The organism is Micromonospora sp. WMMD754 (assembly GCF_049315235.1).
Classification (GTDB): Bacteria; Actinomycetota; Actinomycetes; order Mycobacteriales; family Micromonosporaceae; genus Micromonospora; species Micromonospora sediminicola.
This window is the reverse complement of sequence record NZ_CP186058.1, coordinates 2,308,798-2,327,400: the sequence shown is the minus strand read 5'-3', so window position 1 is coordinate 2,327,400 and position 18,603 is coordinate 2,308,798. Positions and strand designations below refer to the sequence as shown.

The 18,603-nt window shown below is 73.6% G+C and carries 13 protein-coding genes; 4 read left to right on the top strand and 9 right to left on the bottom strand.

Annotated features, from left to right (window positions below; genetic code table 11):
- Both ACN27B_RS11315 and ACN27B_RS11310 read right to left on the bottom strand, forming a co-directional pair.
- Complete coding sequence (locus ACN27B_RS11315; RefSeq protein WP_091565313.1) at window positions 1–558, bottom strand: response regulator; 558 nt, start codon at window positions 556–558, stop codon at window positions 1–3.
- Window positions 555–4,919, bottom strand: coding sequence for a HAMP domain-containing protein (locus tag ACN27B_RS11310; RefSeq protein WP_099164822.1), 4,365 nt, complete (start codon window positions 4,917–4,919; stop codon window positions 555–557). The genes ACN27B_RS11315 and ACN27B_RS11310 overlap by 4 nt, the downstream gene beginning before the upstream one ends.
- 180 nt (window positions 4,920–5,099) lie before the next feature.
- On the opposite strand from ACN27B_RS11310, the gene ACN27B_RS11305 reads away from it, so the two are divergent.
- The gene (locus ACN27B_RS11305; RefSeq protein ID WP_099162966.1) at window positions 5,100–7,169 is read left to right on the top strand and encodes a SpoIIE family protein phosphatase; all 2,070 of its coding nucleotides are present in this window, start codon (window positions 5,100–5,102) and stop codon (window positions 7,167–7,169) included.
- Between the two features lie 672 nt (window positions 7,170–7,841).
- Here the strand turns inward: ACN27B_RS11305 and ACN27B_RS11300 are convergent.
- A complete protein-coding gene (locus ACN27B_RS11300; protein WP_422744846.1) occupies window positions 7,842–9,446 on the bottom strand; it encodes an FAD-binding oxidoreductase in 1,605 nt (534 codons plus the stop codon).
- 92 nt (window positions 9,447–9,538) lie between these two features.
- On the opposite strand from ACN27B_RS11300, the gene ACN27B_RS11295 reads away from it, so the two are divergent.
- Window positions 9,539–11,632, top strand: coding sequence for a S9 family peptidase (locus tag ACN27B_RS11295; RefSeq protein WP_099162968.1), 2,094 nt, complete (start codon window positions 9,539–9,541; stop codon window positions 11,630–11,632).
- 94 nt (window positions 11,633–11,726) lie between these two features.
- Here the strand turns inward: ACN27B_RS11295 and ACN27B_RS11290 are convergent, their stop codons facing one another.
- Complete coding sequence (locus ACN27B_RS11290; protein ID WP_422744843.1) at window positions 11,727–12,671, bottom strand: threonine ammonia-lyase; 945 nt, start codon at window positions 12,669–12,671, stop codon at window positions 11,727–11,729.
- A 32-nt stretch (window positions 12,672–12,703) separates the two neighbouring features.
- On the opposite strand from ACN27B_RS11290, the gene ACN27B_RS11285 reads away from it, so the two are divergent.
- A complete protein-coding gene (locus tag ACN27B_RS11285) occupies window positions 12,704–12,850 on the top strand; it encodes a hypothetical protein (RefSeq protein WP_172967869.1) in 147 nt (48 codons plus the stop codon).
- Between the two features lie 6 nt (window positions 12,851–12,856).
- Here the strand turns inward: ACN27B_RS11285 and ACN27B_RS11280 are convergent, their stop codons facing one another.
- From ACN27B_RS11280 to ACN27B_RS11265, 4 genes are read right to left on the bottom strand one after another with little or no spacing between them, the layout of a single operon-like run.
- Window positions 12,857–14,368, bottom strand: coding sequence for an FtsX-like permease family protein (locus ACN27B_RS11280; RefSeq protein ID WP_422744841.1), 1,512 nt, complete (start codon window positions 14,366–14,368; stop codon window positions 12,857–12,859).
- The gene (locus ACN27B_RS11275; protein WP_099162971.1) at window positions 14,365–15,066 is read right to left on the bottom strand and encodes an ABC transporter ATP-binding protein; all 702 of its coding nucleotides are present in this window, start codon (window positions 15,064–15,066) and stop codon (window positions 14,365–14,367) included. The genes ACN27B_RS11280 and ACN27B_RS11275 overlap by 4 nt, the downstream gene beginning before the upstream one ends.
- Entirely contained in the window at window positions 15,063–15,599 is a 537-nt protein-coding gene (locus ACN27B_RS11270) for a PadR family transcriptional regulator (RefSeq protein WP_098744074.1), read from the bottom strand. The genes ACN27B_RS11275 and ACN27B_RS11270 overlap by 4 nt, the downstream gene beginning before the upstream one ends.
- Before the next feature lie 31 nt (window positions 15,600–15,630).
- The gene (locus ACN27B_RS11265) at window positions 15,631–16,203 is read right to left on the bottom strand and encodes a TIGR03086 family metal-binding protein (protein ID WP_422744839.1); all 573 of its coding nucleotides are present in this window, start codon (window positions 16,201–16,203) and stop codon (window positions 15,631–15,633) included.
- 31 nt (window positions 16,204–16,234) lie between these two features.
- Here ACN27B_RS11265 and ACN27B_RS11260 point away from each other — a divergent pair, with 31 nt between their 5' ends.
- Window positions 16,235–17,044 (top strand): DUF6597 domain-containing transcriptional factor, encoded by an 810-nt coding sequence (locus ACN27B_RS11260; protein WP_422744837.1) that lies wholly within the window; start codon window positions 16,235–16,237, stop codon window positions 17,042–17,044.
- A gap of 19 nt (window positions 17,045–17,063) precedes the next feature.
- Here ACN27B_RS11260 and ACN27B_RS11255 read toward each other — a convergent pair whose 3' ends face one another.
- A complete protein-coding gene (locus ACN27B_RS11255; protein ID WP_422745919.1) occupies window positions 17,064–18,602 on the bottom strand; it encodes a SpoIIE family protein phosphatase in 1,539 nt (512 codons plus the stop codon).
- Window position 18,603: the final 1 nt, after the last annotated feature.

The following is an 18,603-nucleotide window of genomic DNA, read 5'->3' as shown; positions in this document are numbered from 1 at the left end:
TCAGCGGGTGTTGCCCCAGCGGGCCTGCTCCAGCAGGTCCGCCGCGCGCTCCCGGGTCGCCGGGTCGTCGTCGGTCCGCAGCAGCGTCGTCGCCTCGTCGACCGCGTCGGTGAGGTGCCGCCACTGCAGGTCCCGCTCCCGCACCAGGTCCGACTGGGCGGCGAGCTGCCGGGTCTTCACCCACAGCTCGACGAAGACCGACACCTTGGCCCGCAGCACCCACGGGTCGAACGGCTTGGTCAGGTAGTCGACCGCGCCCACCGCGTAGCCGCGCAGCGCGAGCTGGGCGTCCTTGTCCGCCGCGGTGAGGAAGATGATCGGCACGTGCCGGGTCCGCTCCCGCCGCTTGATGTGGGTGGCGGTCTCGAAGCCGTCCATGTCCGGCATCTGGGCGTCGAGCAGGATCACCGCGAAGTCGTCCACCAGGAGCTGCTTGAGCGCGGCCTCCCCGCTCTCCACCGCGACCGACTGCACCGGGAGACCCTGGAGGATCGCCTCCAGCGCCATCAGGTTCTCCCGCCGGTCGTCCACCAGCAGGGCCTTGGCCGTCTGCGTCACGCGCTCTCCTCGCCTCGACTCCGGCCGATCCAGGACGCCATCAGTTCGATCAGCTCGTCCAGATCCACCGGCTTGGTGATGTAGTCGCTGCCGCCGGCCGCGAGCGCCGACTCCCGGTCGCCGGGCATCGCCTTGGCGGTCAGGAAGACGATCGGCAGGTCCGCGAAGCGGTGGTTGCGGCGGATCTGCGCGGTCGTCTCGTACCCGTCCTGGTCCGGCATCATGGCGTCCATCAGGACGATGTCCACCTCCGGATGCTCGGCGAGCTGGCGGACACCGTCCACCCCGTTGTCCGAGTACAACACGGTCATCCCGTGCAGTTCCAACGCGGACGTCAGCGCGAACACGTTCCGCACGTCGTCGTCGATGATCAGAACGGTCACACCGTCCAGCCGCCGGGTCGTCGGCGTCTCCTGCGGCTGCGGCAGCTCCATCGGCATGAGCAGCGACGACGGCAGGCCCGCGCGGCTCGGCGACGGCGGCGCCGGCGCCACCACCGCGTCCGGCGCCAGCACGTCCGGTACGAAGAGGGTGAACGTCGAGCCCTGACCGGGCGCGGACGACACGGTGATCGTGCCGCCGAGCAGGCGGGCCAGGTCCCGGCTGATCGACAGGCCGAGGCCGGTGCCGCCGTAGCGGCGGCTGGTCGTGCCGTCGGCCTGCTGGAACGCCTCGAAGATCAGCGACAGCTTGTCGTCCGAGATGCCGATCCCGGTGTCGATCACGGTGAACGCGATGACCCGCTGGGCGTTGGTCAACGCCGGCACGTCGAAGACCGCGTTGTCGGCCGCCGGACCGATGCGCAACGTCACCGCGCCGTTGTCGGTGAACTTCACCGCGTTGGAGAGCAGGTTGCGCAGGATCTGCTGCAACCGCTGCGCGTCGGTGACCAGCGCCGGCGGCAGGTCCTGGCTGACCCGGACCTGGAAGTCCAGGCCCTTCTCCTCGGCCTGCGGCGCGAACGCCTGCTCGACGTAGCCACGGATCTCGGCGAACTGGATCTCGGTGGGCTCCACGTCCATCCGACCCGCCTCGATCTTCGACAGGTCGAGGATGTCGTCGATCAGCGACAGCAGGTCCGACCCGGCGCCGTGGATGGTCCGGGCGAACTCGATCTGCTTCGCGCTGAGGTTGCGCTCCGGGTTCTCCGCCAGCAGCCGGGCCAGCAGGAGCAGCGAGTTCAGCGGCGTCCGCAGCTCGTGGCTCATGTTGGCCAGGAACTCCGACTTGTACGCCGACGCCCGGGTCAGCTGCTGCGCCTTCTCCTCCAGGCCGAGCCGGGCCAGTTCGATCTCCCGGTTCTGCGTCTCGATGTTGGCCTTCTGCTCCGACAGCAGCTTCGCCTTGTCCTCCAGCTCGGCGTTGGTGCGCTGCAACTCCGCCGACTGGTCCTGCATCTCGTGCGCCAGCCGCTGCGACTGCGCCAGCAGCTCCTCCGTACGCCGGTTGGCCTGGATGGTGTTGACCGCGACGCCGATGGTGAGCACCAGGCGCTCCAGGAACGCCAGGTGCAGCTCGGAGAAGGTGGCCACGCCGGCGAACTCGATCACGCCGAGCAGCTCGCCCTCGAACAGCACCGGGAGCACCACCAGGTCCGCCGGCGGCGTGTCGGCCAGCCCGGAGCGCACCACCAGCCGCCCGTCCGGCTGGGCCTTGACCCGGATGGTCCGGCGGGAGAGCGCGGCCTGCCCGACCAGCCCCTCGCCGGGGCCGAACGTGACGTCGTGGCCCCGGGCCACGTACCCGTAGGAGGCGGTGAGCCGCAGCCGCATGCTGCCCTCGGAGCTGTCCGCCAGGAAGAACGCGCCGAGCTGCGCGTCCACCAGCGGCGTCACCTCCTGCATGATCATGCGGCAGACCTCGCCCAGGTCCCGCTGGCCCTGCAACAGGCCGCCGATGCGGGCCAGGTTGGAGTCGAGCCAGCCCTGCTCGGCGTTCTTCTTGGTCGTCTCCCGGAGGGTGACGATCATCTGGTTGATGTTGTCCTTCAGCTCGGCGACCTCGCCCTGCGCCTTCACGTTGATCCGCTGGGTCAGGTCGCCACGGGTCACCGACGTGGAGACCTGCGCGATGGCGCGCAACTGCGTGGTCAGGGTCGAGGCGAGCTGGTTGACGTTCTCGGTGAGGTCGCGCCAGGTGCCGGAGACGCCCTTCACCTGGGCCTGACCGCCGAGCTTGCCCTCGGTGCCCACCTCGCGGGCCACCCGGGTCACCTCGTCGGCGAACGACGACAGCTGGTCGACCATCGTGTTGACGGTGTTCTTCAGCTCCAGGATCTCGCCCTGCGCGTCCACCGTGATCTTCTGACCCAGGTCGCCCCGGGCCACCGCCGTGGTGACCGACGCGATGTTGCGGACCTGACTGGTCAGGTTCGACCCCATCGAGTTCACGTTGTCGGTCAGGTCCCGCCACGTGCCCGAGACACCCTTCACCTGGGCCTGACCGCCGAGCTTGCCCTCGGTGCCCACCTCACGGGCCACCCGGGTCACCTCGTCGGCGAACGACGACAGCTGGTCCACCATCGTGTTCACGGTGGACTTCAGCTCCAGGATCTCGCCCTGCGCGTCCACCGTGATCTTCTGCGACAGGTCGCCCTTCGCGACGGCCGTCGACACCTGGGCGATGTTCCGCACCTGCGCGGTCAGGTTCGACGCCATCGAGTTCACGTTGTCGGTCAGGTCGCGCCAGGTGCCCGCCACGCCGCGCACCTGGGCCTGACCGCCGAGCTTGCCCTCGGTGCCCACCTCGCGCGCCACCCGGGTCACCTCGTCGGCGAACGACGACAGCTGGTCCACCATCGTGTTCACCGTGGACTTCAGCTCCAGGATCTCGCCCCGGGCGTCCACCGTGATCTTCTGCGACAGGTCACCCTTCGCCACCGCCGTGGTGACCGACGCGATGTTGCGGACCTGGCTGGTCAGGTTCGACGCCATCGAGTTCACGTTGTCGGTCAGGTCCCGCCACGTGCCCGAGACACCCTTCACCTGGGCCTGACCGCCGAGCTTGCCCTCGGTGCCCACCTCGCGCGCCACGCGCGTCACCTCGTCGGCGAACGACGACAGCTGGTCCACCATCGTGTTCACGGTGTTCTTCAGCTCCAGGATCTCGCCCTGCGCGTCCACCGTGATCTTCTGACCCAGGTCGCCCTTCGCCACGGCGGTGGAGACCTGTGAGATGTTGCGGACCTGGCTGGTCAGGTTGCCGGCCAACTGGTTGACGTTCTCGGTGAGGTCACGCCAGGTGCCGGAGACGCCGCGCACCTGCGCCTGGCCGCCCAGCTTCCCCTCGATGCCGACCTCACGGGCCACCCGGGTCACCTCGTCGGCGAACGAGGACAACTGGTCCACCATCGTGTTGACGGTGTCCTTCAGCTCCAGGATCTCGCCCTGCGCCGCCACCGTGATCTTCTGGCTCAGGTCGCCCTTGGCCACCGCCGTCGACACCTGGGCGATGTTGCGCACCTGGGAGGTCAGGTTCGACGCCATCGAGTTGACGTTGTCGGTCAGGTCCTTCCAGGTGCCGGCCACGCCCGGCACCTCGGCCTGGCCGCCGAGCTTGCCCTCGGTGCCCACCTCACGGGCCACCCGGGTCACCTGCTCGGCGAAGAGCCGCAGCGTGTCGGTGAGCGAGTTCATCGTGTCGGCCAGCTCGGCCACCTCGCCGCGCGCCCCGACCGTGATCTTCTGCGACAGGTCGCCCTTCGCCACCGCGGTCGCCACCTGGGAGATCGACCGCACCTGACCGGTGAGGTTCGACGCCATGGTGTTCACCGAGTCGGTGAGGTCCTTCCAGGTGCCGGCGACACCGCGCACGTCGGCCTGACCGCCCAGCTTGCCCTCGGTGCCCACCTCACGGGCCACCCGGGTCACCTCGTCGGCGAACGACGAGAGCTGGTCCACCATCGTGTTCACGGTCCGGCCGATGCGCAGGTACTCGCCGCGCAGCGGGCGCCCGTCGATCTCCAGCGCCATGTGCTGGGAGAGGTCGCCGTCGGCCACCGCCACGATCACCCGGGCGATCTCGGTGGTCGGCCGACCCAGGTCGTCGATCAGCGAGTTGATCGCCCGCTGCCCCTCCGCCCAGGAGCCGTCCAGCCCCTCGTCGTCGAGTCGTTCGGTGAGCCGCCCGTCCCGGCCGACGATCCGGCTGATCCGGCGCAGGTCCAGGTGCTGCCGCTCCTGCATCGACACCACGTCGTTGAACGCGTCGGCGACCTCGCCGGACAGACCCGCCCGCCGGGGCAGGCGGACCCGGAGGTCACCGCGGGCCACCCGCTGCAGCGCCTCGACCAGCTCGCCGAGGAGCACCTCGTGGTCGGACGCGGACGGATCCGCGGTCACCGACTGTTTCGCCGTGGTCATCATTCCTCGCTCAGCTCGGGGCCCACCGGCTCGTGCCGACACGCGGCCATCCCATCATTGTGCCGCGCGTTCCGTCGAGGTCACCGCCCGCCGACAGCGCGTCACGCGCCGTATTCGCCCGACTGGTCGGTTCGGCCGGGGCGCTTGGCACCCGGGGCGGCGGCGGTAGAGGATACGAAGATGTCAGCGGAGGTGGGGCCGACCCTGAGTGGCGGCACGGACGAGCACGTCCGACGCGTCCGCCTCCCCGCCGACCGGCGCACCCCCGCGGCCGCCCGGGCGCTGGTCCGCGCCATGCTCCTCGAGGCCGGTCTGCCCGAACTGCTCAACGAGGCCCTGCTGCTCACCACCGAGCTGACCACCAACGCGGTCGAACACGCGCGTACCGAACTGGACATCGAGGTCGAGGCCGACCGCGCCGGCCTCACCGTGACCGTCACCGACTTCGCCTCCGGGCCGGTCGACGAGCTGACCGTCGGTGTGCGCAACACCACCTCCGACATCACCGAGGTGGCCGCGCGCGGACGTGGCCTGCTGCTGGTCGACCACTTCGCCAGCCGCTGGGGCACCACCTACCTCCCCACCGGCAAGGGCGTCTGGTTCCGGCTCGACCGCCCCGGCCCGCGCGGACCCGGCCGGCCGGCCGGCGCCCGGGCCTGGGTGGCGACCGCCGGGTCGGAACGGTCCGACGACGGTACGCCGAGCGCCGCGGCCATGAGCGAGCTGATGCAGACCACCCCCGACCCGTACGCCGACGACCCGCTGCCGGAATTCGCCACCGGACTGCTCACCCGGGTCGCCGAGATGGTGGGCGCCGCCGGCGGCACCGTGCGGCTGGACCGGGGCGACGGGCTGGGCACCCAGGTCTTCGCCCGCTACGGCCGGCAACCCCGGGAGGGCAACGAACTGCTCCGCGTCCCGCTCGCGGTGCACCGCCCGTACGCCGGCGAGCTGGAACTGGACGCGGCGCCGTCGACGTACGCCCGGCCGCTGGCCGTGCTCGCCGCCGAGCGGCTCTCGCTGCACCTGGAGAACGACCGGCTGCGCCGGGCCGACGTACGCCGTTCCGCCTGGCTCACGTTCCTCGCCGAGGCCAGCGAGCTGCTCGCCCAGTCCCTGGACGTCGAGTTGACCATGGCGCTCGTCCCGCAGCTCGTGGTGCCCCGGCTCGGCCAGTGGTGCGCGGTGCACACCACCGACGAGTGGGGGCGGCTGCGCCTCGCCGCGTCCAGCCACGCCGACGAGGCGATGCTGCCCCACCTGCACCGGGTGCTCCAGGAGACCGGCCCGGACTCGGTCCAGTCCCGGCTGCGCGAGGCGTCCCGCAGCGCCGCGCAGGTGCCGCTGGGCGGGCCGGTGGACGGCATCGCCGTACCGTTGATCGCCCGTGGCCAGCGACTCGGCACCCTGGCGGTGGGCCGGCACCAACGGCACCGGCACGACCCGGACGAGGTCTCGGTGCTGGAGGACGTGGCCCGGCGGGCCGCGCTGGCCATCGAGAACGCGCGCATCCACGCCGAACGCCGCCGCGTCGCGCAGACGCTCCAGCAGTCGCTGCTGCCGCCGGTGCTCCCGGTGGTCGAGGGCATCGGGTTCGCCGCCGAGTACGTCCCGACCGGCGACGACGCCGAGGTCGGCGGCGACTTCTACGACGTGGTGCCGTTGCCGGACGGCCGCTGGCTGGTGGTCGTCGGTGACGTGTCCGGCAAGGGCGTGCAGGCGGCGGCCGTGACCGGCCTGGTCCGGGACGTGATCCGGGTCCTGGTGGGCGACGGCAAACCCCTGCCGGAGGTGCTCGGCCGGCTCAACGAGACACTCGTCGAACGCGGCGGCGGGCGCTACTGCACGCTGGCCCTGGCGGCGGTCGCGCCCGGCGACGGCGACCAGCTCGACGTGGCCCTGCACCTGGCCGGCCACGACCGGCCGGTGCTGCTGCACGGCGGTGGCGGCGCGACGTTCGTCGGCACCGGCGGCACCGCGCTCGGTCTGCTCGACACGATCACCACCCCCACCGCCGAACTGGCACTCAAGCCCGGTGACTCGTTGATCTTCTACACCGACGGGGTCACCGAGCGGCGGCGCGGCCGGGAGCTGTTCGGCACCGAGCGGCTCCGCGAGTCGGCGGCGCCGCTGGCCGGCTACTCGGCCGACGTGGTCGCGGCACGGCTGCGCGCCGCCACCATCGCGTTCTCGGTGGAACCACCCCGCGACGACATAGCCGTCCTGGTCCTCCGCAACGACACCCCCTGACCAGCCCCACTCCCCGCCCACCCCACCCGGTCCCGCCCCAACCCAGCCCTGCCGGTCGATCATGAAGTTAGCCGCATGAATCGCCCCTTTCGTCCCCGCACGACCCGCCGGGCGCTCACACCCGGCCGCCCTGCCGATCAAGGAGTTTGTGTCCTGGACGGCGCGAAAAGCTGACGCGAACTCCTTGATCAACACGGTCCTGGGAGGAGGAGCGGAAGGGGCACGGGGGGCGGCTGGGCGGGTGCGAGCCGTGGTTGGCGGCGCTCCGGCCGATCTGCGGGTTACCAGACCGAGCGTCATGAGGTCCCCGAACCCAGGGACCTCTTCTTGTCCGACCCGCCCGCCCTCACCGAACTTGCGCGAGCCGACACCACTTCGCCGAAGCGGCGGCATCTCCACCATCGGGACACCGCCACCACGCCGAACTGGCGGGCGCACGCGACCAGTACCGCCGAACTGAGCGGGCGCACGCGACCAGCACCACCGGCCCGGCGAGCGCGACCACCACCGCCGACCGTGCGCGTGCCACCACCCCGCCGGAGTGGCGTCAGCCCGCCACCACCACTGACGTGCGTCGAGACGTCGATGGCACCCAGAGCGGGTGGGGCGGTCGTTCGCCGGGTCACGGGAGGAGAGCAGGCCGGGGCGGCCGTCGAGCACGCAGCACGGTGATCAGAGGCCGCCCGGGAGCCGACCGGGGGCGAGGCGGTGGTGCGGATCCAGGTGGGCCTTGGCGCTGCGGAGCCGGGGCAGCGCCGGCAACTCGCCCCAGAGGTCGACGGCGTGGCGCACCGGCGCGGGCGCCGCCACCACCACGCACCGGCCCTGCCGGGCGATCAGCACGCTGCGGACCGCGGTGAGGATGGAGGCGACCCGCCCCGGCGGCAGCGCGCCGGGCAGGGCGGCGTGCACGGTGCCGATGCCGGCGGAGCCGCGTACCGGCACGGGTGTGCCGGCCGCGTCGCGCAGCGCGTAGACGGCGGCGTGCAGGTCGTTGATCGGCACCTCGATGCGCAGCGCGGTGTCGCCCGGGGCGAACGGGTAGCGCCCCCACCACTCGGGCGCGTGGTGGTTGACCACGGCCTCGGCCCCGAGCACGGCGGTCAGTCGCTGGGCCCGTTCGGTCACGTCGGCCGGACCACCCTCCAGCAGCACCACCAGGCTGCCCGCCGCGGGGCGGCCGGTCACCGCCGGGTGGTCGGGTCGACCGGCGACCGAGGGGTGGCTCGCCGGGATCCGACGACGGGGCAGGGGCACCGGCACCGGCAGGTCCAGCTCCACGGCGGCCGGCTCGACGCCGGCAGCGAGCACCGCACGGACCAGGTCGTGCACCTCCAGCGGGGTCCACACCGGACGGGACACCCAGAGCCGGCCGGCCGGCAGCGCCTGCACCCGCATGGTGGCCGACACCAGCACGCCGAGCCCACCCTGCGAGCCGCAGAGCAGCCGGGCCACGTCCAGCCCCGCCAGGTCACCCCGACCGAGCACGGCATCACCGCCGGCACCGGCACCACCGCCCCCGAACGGGCCACCCCCGGCCGGTGCACCTCCACCCCGGAGCGAGCCACCGCCGGCCACCGGCCCGGCACCCCGGAACGAACCCTCGCCGAGCGCGCCGCCTCCCGCCAATGGCCCCCCGCCGCCGCCGGGCGAACCTCCGGCGAGCGGGCCACCGCCGCCGACGTCGAAGGCGCCCGCCGGCGCCGCCCGCCCGAGCCGCGCCGTGCCGGACTCGCCGACGCTGACCAGTTCGCCGTCGGCATCCAGGTAGCGAACGCCGACGAGCTGCGCGCACGGGCTGCCGTGCCGGTGGCGCAACGGGCCGGCCTCGTCGGCGGCGAGCACGCCGCCCAGCGTCGCGCCGGGCGAGGGCGCGTCGACCGGGAGCCGCCGGCCGGTGCGGCCGAGTGCGGCCTGGACCGCCCGCAACGGGGTGCCCGCGCCAATCTCGGCCACGGTGGCGACCTGCGGCTCGTGCCACACCCCGGCGAGCCGGCCGGTGTCGAGCAGGATGTCGACCTGGCCCGGGGCGGCGCCCCAGTCGATCTTCGTGCCGGCGCCGCGCGGGACCACTGTCAGTTCGTGCGCCGCGGCCAGCCGCAGCACCTCGGCCGCGGCGTGCGGGCCGCCCGGCACGGCCACCCAACGGGCGGTGCGGCCGGCCACCTCGTCGGCCGGCCCGGCGAAACGGGCGAACGGCGGACCGCAGATCTCGGCCAGCTTCCGGGTGATGTCGAGGGCTCCGGGTCGGTCGGTGGAACGTGCAGCAGCCGCCATGGCGGTTATCGTACACATGTTCGAAAGACCTGGTGGCGGATCGGTGCGGCGCGCTAGCCCGGCGGCGGCCCGCCGACCGGTAACGTGGCGCCGTGACCACGACCCCACCACCTGTTGCCAAGCGCGTTCCGGCCGAGCGGACCCACCACGGCGACACGGTCGTCGACGAGTACGCGTGGCTCGCCGCCAAGGACGACCCGGATACGATCGCCTACCTGGACGCCGAGAACGCCCACACCGAGTCGCGCACCGCGCACCTGGCCGGGCTGCGCGCGGAACTGTTCGAGGAGACGCGCCGGCGCACCCAGGAGACCGACCTGTCGGTGCCGACCCGCAAGGACGGCCACTGGTACTACACCCGCACCGTCGAGGGGCAGCAGTACGGCGTGCACTGCCGGCGGGCGGTCCGCCCGGACGAGACCGCGCCCCCGGTCAGCGCGGACGGCGCCCCGCTCGACGGCGAGGAGGTGCTGCTCGACGGCAACCAGCTCGCCGAGGGACACGACTTCTTCTCCCTGGGCGCGTTCGACGTCAGCCCGGACGGGCGCTGGTTGGCCTACTCCACCGACTTCTCCGGCGACGAGCGGTTCACGCTGCGGATCAAGGACCTGGTCACCGGCGAGGTGCGGCCGGACGAGATCCCGGACACGTTCTACGGCACGGCGTGGTCCGCCGACGCCTCGACGCTGTTCTACGTGACGGTCGACGACGCGTGGCGGCCGAACCGGGTGTGGCGGCACACGGTGGGCACCCCGTCGAGCGAGGACGTGGTGGTGCACCAGGAGGACGACGAGCGGTTCTGGGTGGGCGTCGAGCTGACCCGGTCCGAGCGCTTCGTCGTCGTCGACATCCACAGCAAGATCACCAGCGAGGTCCGGGTGATCCCGGCCGCGAACCCGACCGGCGAACCCGCCGTCGTGGCCCCGCGGCGTCAGGGCGTCGAGTACGCGGTGGAGCACCACGGCCACCGCTTCCTGATCCTGCACAACGACGGTGCGGAGGACTTCGCGCTGGCGTACACCTCGGCGGACGCGCCGGGCGAGTGGACGCCGCTGATCCCCCACACCCCGGGCACCCGGCTGGAGGCGGTCGACGCGTTCGAGAACCATCTCGTGGTCTCGCTGCGCGCCAACGGGCTGACCGGGCTGCGCGTACTGCCGGTCGGCAGCGACGACAGCTGGGACATCGACTTTCCCGAGCCGATCTACAGCGTCGGGCTGGACGCGAACCCGGAATACCGCACGGGCACGGTGCGGCTGCGCTACACCTCGCTGGTCACCCCCGACTCGGTCTACGACTACGACCTGGTCACCCGGGAGCTGACGCTGCGCCGGCAGAAGCCGGTACGGCCCGGGCCGGACGGGCGGGCGTACGACCCGGCCGACTACGAGCAGCACCGGGACTGGGCGCTGGCCGACGACGGCACCCGCGTACCGATCTCGCTGGTCTGCCGCCGCGACACCCCGCGCGACGGCTCCGCGCCCGCGGTCATCTACGGCTACGGGTCGTACGAGGCGAGCATGGACCCCTGGTTCTCGATCGCCCGACTGAGCCTGCTCGACCGTGGCGTCATCTTCGCGGTCGCGCACATCCGGGGCGGCGGCGAGCTGGGCCGGCGCTGGTACGACGAGGGCAAGCTGCTGGCCAAGAAGAACACCTTCACCGACTTCGTGGCCTGCGCCCGGCACCTGGTCAAGGCCGGTTGGACGGCGAGCGACCGGCTGGTCGCCCGGGGCGCCTCGGCCGGTGGTCTGCTGATGGGCGCGGTGGCGAACCTCGCCCCGGACGCGTTCGCCGGGATCGTCGCGCAGGTGCCGTTCGTGGACGCGCTGACCTCGATCCTCGACCCGTCGCTGCCGCTGACGGTGACCGAGTGGGAGGAGTGGGGCAACCCGCTCGACGACCCCGAGGTCTACGCGTACATGAAGTCGTACACCCCGTACGAGAACGTGACCTCCGCCGACTACCCGGCGATCCTGGCCGTGACCAGCCTGAACGACACCCGAGTGCTCTACCACGAGCCGGCCAAGTGGGTCGCCCGGCTGCGCGCGCTCGCGCCGCAGGGCGACTACCTGCTGAAGACCGAGATGGGCGCCGGGCACGGCGGGCCGAGCGGCCGGTACGACGCCTGGCGCGAGGAGGCGTTCGTCAACGCCTGGACCCTCGATCGCCTCGGCCGCGCCTGACCCTCCGTGCAAGGAAGGGCCCCTTGTTAACAGCCCAGGCGCCTGTTAACAAGGGGCCCTTCCTCTACCGGAGACGTTAAGAAGGGGCCCTTCCTTACATCGCAAGCGCGGCGGCGAGCACTGCCGGGTCGGCGTTGCCGCCGGTGACCACCGCGACGGTACGCCCGCCCGGCAGCTCGTCGCGGTGGAACAGCCGGGCGGCCAGCGCGACCGCGCCGCTCGGCTCGGCCACCAGGCGCGCGTCCCGCAGCACCCGTCCGGTGGCCGCCATGATCTCGTCCTCGGTCACCGTGACGATGCCGTCGAGCCGCTCCCGCAGGTGGGCCAGCGTCCGCGCGGACAGGTTGGTCCGCAGCCCGTCGGCGCAGGTCCGGTAGGTGCGGTCGACATCCCAGACCACCACCTCGCCGGCGGCGAGCGACTCCACGGCGTCGGCGGCCAGCTCCGGTTCCACCCCGATGACGGAGGCCGACGGGCGCAGCGCCTTGACCGCGGTGGCGACGCCCGAGCCGAGACCGCCGCCGCCCACCGGCACCAGCACCACGTCGACGTCGGGCAGGTCGGCGACGATCTCCAGCCCGACGGTGCCCTGCCCGGCGATGACCGCCGGGTGGTCGAACGGGGGCACGAGCGCCGCCCCGGTCTCCGCCGCGATCCGCTCCGCCTCGGCGAGCCGGTGGGCCGGCGGCACCGTCCGCACGTTCGCGCCGAGCGCCCGCATCCGGGCCACCTTGACCTCGGGCGCGCCCGAGGGCACCACCACGACGCAGGGCACTCCGAACGCGCGGGCCGCGTACGCCAGCGCCTGCCCGTGGTTGCCGGAGGAGTGGGTGACCACGCCGCGGGACCGGACGTCCGGGTCGAGCCGGGCCACGGCGTGGGTGGCGCCGCGCAGCTTGAACGACCCCACCGGTTGCAGGTTCTCCGGCTTGAGCCACAGCTCCTCGTCCCAGGGCGCCGGCAGCAGCGGGGTGCGCACCACGGTGCCCGTCAGGTCGTCGGCGGCGGTCCGGACGTCAGCGATCGTGATCAGCTCCATCGCACCATCCTGCCCGCACCTAGACTGCCGGGATGACCGACGAGGAGCAGCCGGCGGCGCGGCGCGGGCCGACCTGGTTGATCCTCCTGGTGGTCGCCGCCGCGCTGGCGGTCTGCTGCTGCTCCACCGTGATCGGGCTGGCCGTGGCCGGGTCCGCGGGTCTGCTCGGCGGGCGCTGACCGCCGTCAGGTGGTGCGCAGTTCCTCCACCGAGGTGCTGGCGCGCAGGACCAGCAGGCCGGCGGCGACGGTGGCCAGCACCGCCGCCAGCCCACCCGCCGCGAGCCAGGCCAGCTGCTCCCACGGCACGTCCGGCCGGACGACCACCTCCGGCACCCATTCGGTACGGGCGTAGCGGGCGCTGGTGGCCGGATCGCCGCACAGGTCGGGACCGGCGTCGCAGACCGTGGTCCGGTAGCCGCCGCCGCTCGGGTCGGGGAGCAGTCCCCGGACCAGCAGGTATCCGACGGTCAGCGCGAGCCCGACCGCCGGCACGGCCGGGGCGAGCGACGCCCAGAGCAGCGACCGGCCGATGGTGGCGCGCGGCACGCCGGTGGCCACCTGGGCGGCGTACGCCCGGCGCCGGCTGGTGATGCCCTCGACCACGGCGACGAGCAGTCCACCGCCGGCGATCGCCATCGCCACCACGATCGCCAGGTCGACCAGGCCCATCGCGTTGAGGTAGAAGTCCGGGTCGGACAGCCCCGCGCCGGTGCGGCGGGTCAGCTCGGCCTGGGCCAGGAAGTCGGCGCGGATCCCGGCGGCGCCGGCGCCGACGATCAGTGCGGCGAGCAGGGCGGCGAACGTGCGGCTGCCGGCCCACGGGTCGGCGGTGAGCCGGCGCGCCGCGAGCAGCGCGGCGGCGCCGCGGCCGTACCGGTGCAGCACCTGCCCGGTCTGGTACGAGATCCAGCCGGTGCCGGACACCACGCCGATCATCGCGGTCAGCCCGCCGGCCATCAGCATCAGCGGAGCCACCCAGTCGGGTTCGACGACGTCGCGCCGCTCATACCAGAGCAGGACCGGGCGGATCGCCGCGAAGATGGCCAGCGCGGCCAGGATGAGCACGCCGGGCCACGGCCAGGGGGCGCGGGTGCGGACCCGGCGCACGACGCCGAACGGGGTGGTGGTGACCCGCCGCAGCAGCAGTGCGCTCGCCAGCGCGGCGACCAGCGGCAGGCCGAGCACGACGGCGGTCGTGGCGGCCGGGGCCGGGAGCACGTCGGTGGGCAGGGGCAGCCGGCCGGTGGCGTCGGGCCGGTGCAGCAGCCGGCGCCCGACCAGGAAGACGGCGAGGCCGGTGACGGTGCCGAGCAGGCTCGCCACGCCGGTCTCGGCGACCGCGATCCGGGTGACCTGGCCGGGCGTGGCGCCGACCAGCCGGAGCGCGGCCAACCGCCGGTCCCGGCCCGGCGCGCCGAGGCGGGCGCACTGCCCGGCCAGCCCGAGCACCGGTATGCAGAGCAGCAGCAGGGCGAAGGCGACGCCGGGGCGCAGGCCCGGTTCCCGCAGCAGGGCGTTGGTGTACTGGTCCGAGTTCACCCAGGCGTGGCCGGGCGGCTTGGCCACGGCCAGCACGGTGAGCGCGGCCAGCCCGGCGAGCGTCGCCAGCGCGGCGCTCACCGCGGTCAACGCCACCCGCGCGCCATCGGTGCGGGTGCCGGCGAGCGCGAGTCGCAGCAGCGTCGCCGGCCTCACCGCGTGCCGCCCGGCACCGCCGGGTCGAGGCCCAGCCCGGTGTGGTCGACCATCCCGTCGCGCAGGCTCACCTCCCGGTCCGCGTACGCGGCGATCCGCGGCTCGTGGGTGACCAGCACGACCGTGGTGCGTTGGTCGCGGGCCAGCCGGACCAGTTGGGTGAGCACCTGCTCGCCGGCGAGCGTGTCGAGCGCGCCGGTGGGCTCGTCGGCGAAGAGCACCCGCGGCTCGGTGACCAGCGCCCGGGACAGCGCACAGCGCTGCTGCTGGCCGCCGGACATCTCGCCCGGTCGGGCGTCGGCGACCTCGGCCACGCCGAGCCGTTCCAGCCAGGTGAGCGCCGCCGTCCGTGCCGCTCGCCGCCCCGTGCCGGCGAGAAGCAACGGAAGGGCGACGTTCTCCGCCGCGGTCAGCTCGGCGACGAGCTGGCCGAACTGGAACAGCACCCCGAAGTCGGTGCGGCGCAGCCGGGACCGGGCCGCCTCCGACCACTGGTCGATCCGTTCGCCGCGCCAGGTGACCTGACCGGCGTCGGGGCGCAGGATGCCGGCGAGGCAGTGCAGCAGTGTCGACTTGCCGCAGCCGCTCGGGCCGGTGACGGCCACGATCTCGCCCTCGGCCACGTCGAGCGTCACGCCGCGCAGTGCCGGTGTCGGGCCGTAAGCCCGGACCACGCCGCGCGCTTGCAGGAACGTCACGAGTGCACCTCCCGGTGCCAGTCGGCGACCCGGTCCAGGGTGGTGTGCAGCCACCGCAGATCGGCGTCGAGATGGGCGATGGCGAAGTCGGCGGCGACCACCTCGTCGAGGCGGGCACCGGGTGCGCTCTTGACCGCGGTCAGCTCGCGCAGCCGCTCGGTGTGGGCGCGGCGCTGGGCGACCAGCCAGGCGCGCGCCTGGTCGGCGTCGGCCACCAGGAGCGCGACCACCACCTTGGCGAAGAGCGTGCTGGCCACGTAGGGCATCGGCGGTTCGACGGTGGCCAGCCACTGGTCGAGCGCGGCCCGGCCCGCGCCGGTGAGCGCGTAGGCGGTGCGGTCCGGGCCGCCCTCGCGGGCCTGGCCGGCGGGGGCGACCAGGCCGTCCCGGTGCAGTCGGGCCAGCGTCGCGTAGACCTGCCCGAAGGCGAGCGGCCGGGCCCGGGGCAGCCGCTCGTCGTGGGCGCGTTTCAGCTCGTAGCCGTGGCGTGGGCCGGCGGCGAGCAGCCCGAGCAGGACGTGCTGGGTGGACACGCCCTTACTATTCACTCAGTGAATAGGACCGTCAAGCAGGAGGTGCCCAGGCCGGGTCGCGCCCGGTGCGGGCGAGCAGCGCCGCCAGCGTGGTCGGGGCCGCGTCGGTGGGCACCGGAGCGCCGAACGCGCCCATCCGCTGCCCCATGTCGCCCATCCGGTCCATGAAGTCGTGCCCCGCCGCCACCACGGACGGGTCCACCACCAGCTCCTGCCCGGTGGCCCGGGCCAGGTCCCAGCCGTGCACGGTGAGGTCGATCAGGGCCATCAGCCCGACCGTCTCCTGCGGCAGGCCCAGGCCGGGCGAGACACCCTCCAACGCCGCCGGGTCCGACCACGCCTCGACCAGCCGCGCCGCCTCGGCGGCGAACCGGTCCCGCCAGCCCTCGGTCAGGTGGTCGGTCTTGCCCGACCAGTCGACCTCCTCCCGCCGGGCCATCGCCTGGAAGTTGACCACCACGTCGGTCACGTGGTTCAGCAGGTCGCGCACGGTGTAGTCGGGGCAGGGGGTGGGCAGGTCCAGCTGGTCGTCGGCGAGGCCACGCACCACCGCCGTCGTGCCCGGCGACGCGACGGACAGCAGCTCACTAGTCTTCGTGCTCATAGGGCCAGCGTATGAGGACGGTCTTGAAGAAATGCGACACGAACCGCGGCGGGACAGCCGGGGGATCCTCGATCCCGACCGGCTGCTGCGGCAGGTCCGGTTCCGGCGCCGACTGCCCGCCCCGGCGCTGCGCCCCTGGGTGGAGCACTACTGGCTGATCGACTGGGACCTGGCCGAGCCGTTCGACCAGCGGGTGGTGCCGCACCCGGCGGTCAACCTGGTGTTCCAGGCGCAGGAGGGCGGGGTCGAGCACGGCGTGGTGGCCGGTGTGGACACCGGCCTGTTCACCGTCACCCTGCACGGCGCCGGGCGGGTCACCGGCGTCCAGTTCCGTCCCGGCGGCTTCCGCCCGTTGTGGGGGCGCCCGGTGGCCGAGCTGACCGGCCGCCGCGTCCCGCTCGCCGCGACGCACCTGCCCGGGCCGGACGGGCCGGTCTGCCCCGGCACCGACGACGAGCGGTGCCGCCGGCTGGACGAGCTGCTGGCCGCCGCGTCACCGGCCCCGGACCCGCTCACCGCCGAGGTCACCGCGCTGGCCGAGGAGATCCGCGCCGACCGGAGCGTGCTGCGGGTGGCCGACCTCGCCCGGCGGCACGCCGTCTCCACCCGCCGGCTCCAGCGGCTGTTCCTGGACCACGTCGGCGTCGGTCCGAAGTGGGTGATCCGTCGCTACCGGCTCCAGGAGGCGATCGAGCAGGCCACCGCCGGGCCGCTGGACTGGTCGCGGGTCGCCGCCGACCTCGGGTACGCCGACCAGGCGCACCTGGTCCGCGAGTTCACCGCCGTCGCCGGTGTCTCCCCCGCGGCGTACGCCCGTTCGCTGGCCACCGCCCGGCGGTGACGCCCGCCGGGTGACCGCCTCAGCGGCGGCGGACCGCGACGACCGCGACGTCGTCGTGGATCTCCGGCGGGGCCAGCTCGACCAGCAGCCGCTGGCAGAAGTCGTCGAGGTTGTCGTCGACCCGGGTGGCCACCACGCCGAGCGCCGCCATGCCGTCGTCGATGGTCGCGTCCCGCCGCTCGATCAGGCCGTCCGTGTAGAGCACCAGCGTGGCCCCGGGCGGCAGCACGAACTCCAGGTCGGGCGGGCGCGGCGCGCGGACGCCGAGCAGCGGCGCGGACTGGGTCACGAACTCCACCCGCCCGTCCCGACTCAGCAACGCCGGCAGGTGACCGGCGCTGGCCAGCCGGACCAGCCCGGTGGGCGGGTGGAGCAGCAGCACGCAGATCGTCGCCAGCTCGGTCGGCAGCAGGGTGCGCATCAGCTCGTTGACCCGGTCCAGGATCACGCCGGGCTGGTGCCCCTCCACCGCGTACGCGCGCACCGCGTGCCGCAACTCGGCCATCACGGTGGCGGCGTGCAGCGAGTGACCGGCCACGTCGCCGATCGCCACCAGCAGGTGCCCGTCGAGCATCACCAGCTCGTAGAAGTCGCCGCCCACCTCGGTCTGCGCGCTCGCCGGCTCGTAGCGGACGGCCAGGTCCAGGCCGGCGACCTCGGGCAGCCGCCGGGGCAACAGGCTGCGTTGGAGCGTCACCGCGATCCGGTGCTCCTCGTCGAAGGAGCGCTGCGCCTCCACCGCCGAGGCGACCGCCTGGGCGAGCTGCACCAACACCGGCGTACGGACGGTCTGGGTGGCGGTCGGCACCACCACGTAGAGCGGGGCCCGGTCATCGCGCAGCCGGGAGGCGGCCACGGTCACCGTGTCGCCGTCCGGCCAGTCGGCGAGCGCCCAAACGCCCGGCTCGTCGACCCGCACGCGGGTGCCGATCGGCACGCCGGTGTCGTCCACCACCCACGGCACGATCCGGGCCGGCGTGTGCGGGTCGGCGGCCACGCCCGCCAGGCAGTCCCCGTCGAACGTCTCGGCGACCACCGCCGCCGGCGCCCGGAAGATCCGGGCGGCGCCACTGGCGGCTGCCTCCAGCAGCCGGACGAAGTTCGGTGCGGCGTGCATCTCCACGGTGGCGTCGGCCAGCGCGGCGAGCCGCTCGGCGAGCTGCTCGGCCCGCCGCCGGGCCTGGTAGTAGCGCAGCACCGCGTGCGCGGTGGCGATCAGTTCCTCCGGCTCGATCGGCTCGGCCAGGTAGGCGTCCGCGCCCCGGGTCAACCCCTGCGCCCGGTCGACCACGTCCACCGCGTGCGCCGAGACGTGGATGACCGGGGTGGAGGGGTGCGCCTCCTTGATCCGCTCGCACACCTCGAACCCGCTCATGTCCGGCAGCCGGACGTCGAGCACCACCAGGTCGACCGACTTCCGGGCCACCAGGTCCAGCGCCGACGTGCCGTTCTCGGCCTCGACGGTGACGAAGCCGGCCCGGTTCAGCCAGTTCACCAGCAGGTACCGCTTGGGGCCGCTGTCGTCGACCACCAGCACCGTCGCCGGCCCGCCGTCCACC

Coding starts and splice junctions, on each gene's coding strand:
- ACN27B_RS11310 (WP_099164822.1), bottom strand. CDS start 4,919: ATGACCACGGCGAAACAGTCGGTGACCGCGGATCCGTCCGCGTCCGAC.
- ACN27B_RS11305 (WP_099162966.1), top strand. CDS start 5,100: ATGTCAGCGGAGGTGGGGCCGACCCTGAGTGGCGGCACGGACGAGCAC.
- ACN27B_RS11300 (WP_422744846.1), bottom strand. CDS start 9,446: ATGGCGGCTGCTGCACGTTCCACCGACCGACCCGGAGCCCTCGACATC.
- ACN27B_RS11290 (WP_422744843.1), bottom strand. CDS start 12,671: ATGGAGCTGATCACGATCGCTGACGTCCGGACCGCCGCCGACGACCTG.
- ACN27B_RS11285 (WP_172967869.1), top strand. CDS start 12,704: ATGACCGACGAGGAGCAGCCGGCGGCGCGGCGCGGGCCGACCTGGTTG.
- ACN27B_RS11265 (WP_422744839.1), bottom strand. CDS start 16,203: ATGAGCACGAAGACTAGTGAGCTGCTGTCCGTCGCGTCGCCGGGCACG.
- ACN27B_RS11260 (WP_422744837.1), top strand. CDS start 16,235: ATGCGACACGAACCGCGGCGGGACAGCCGGGGGATCCTCGATCCCGAC.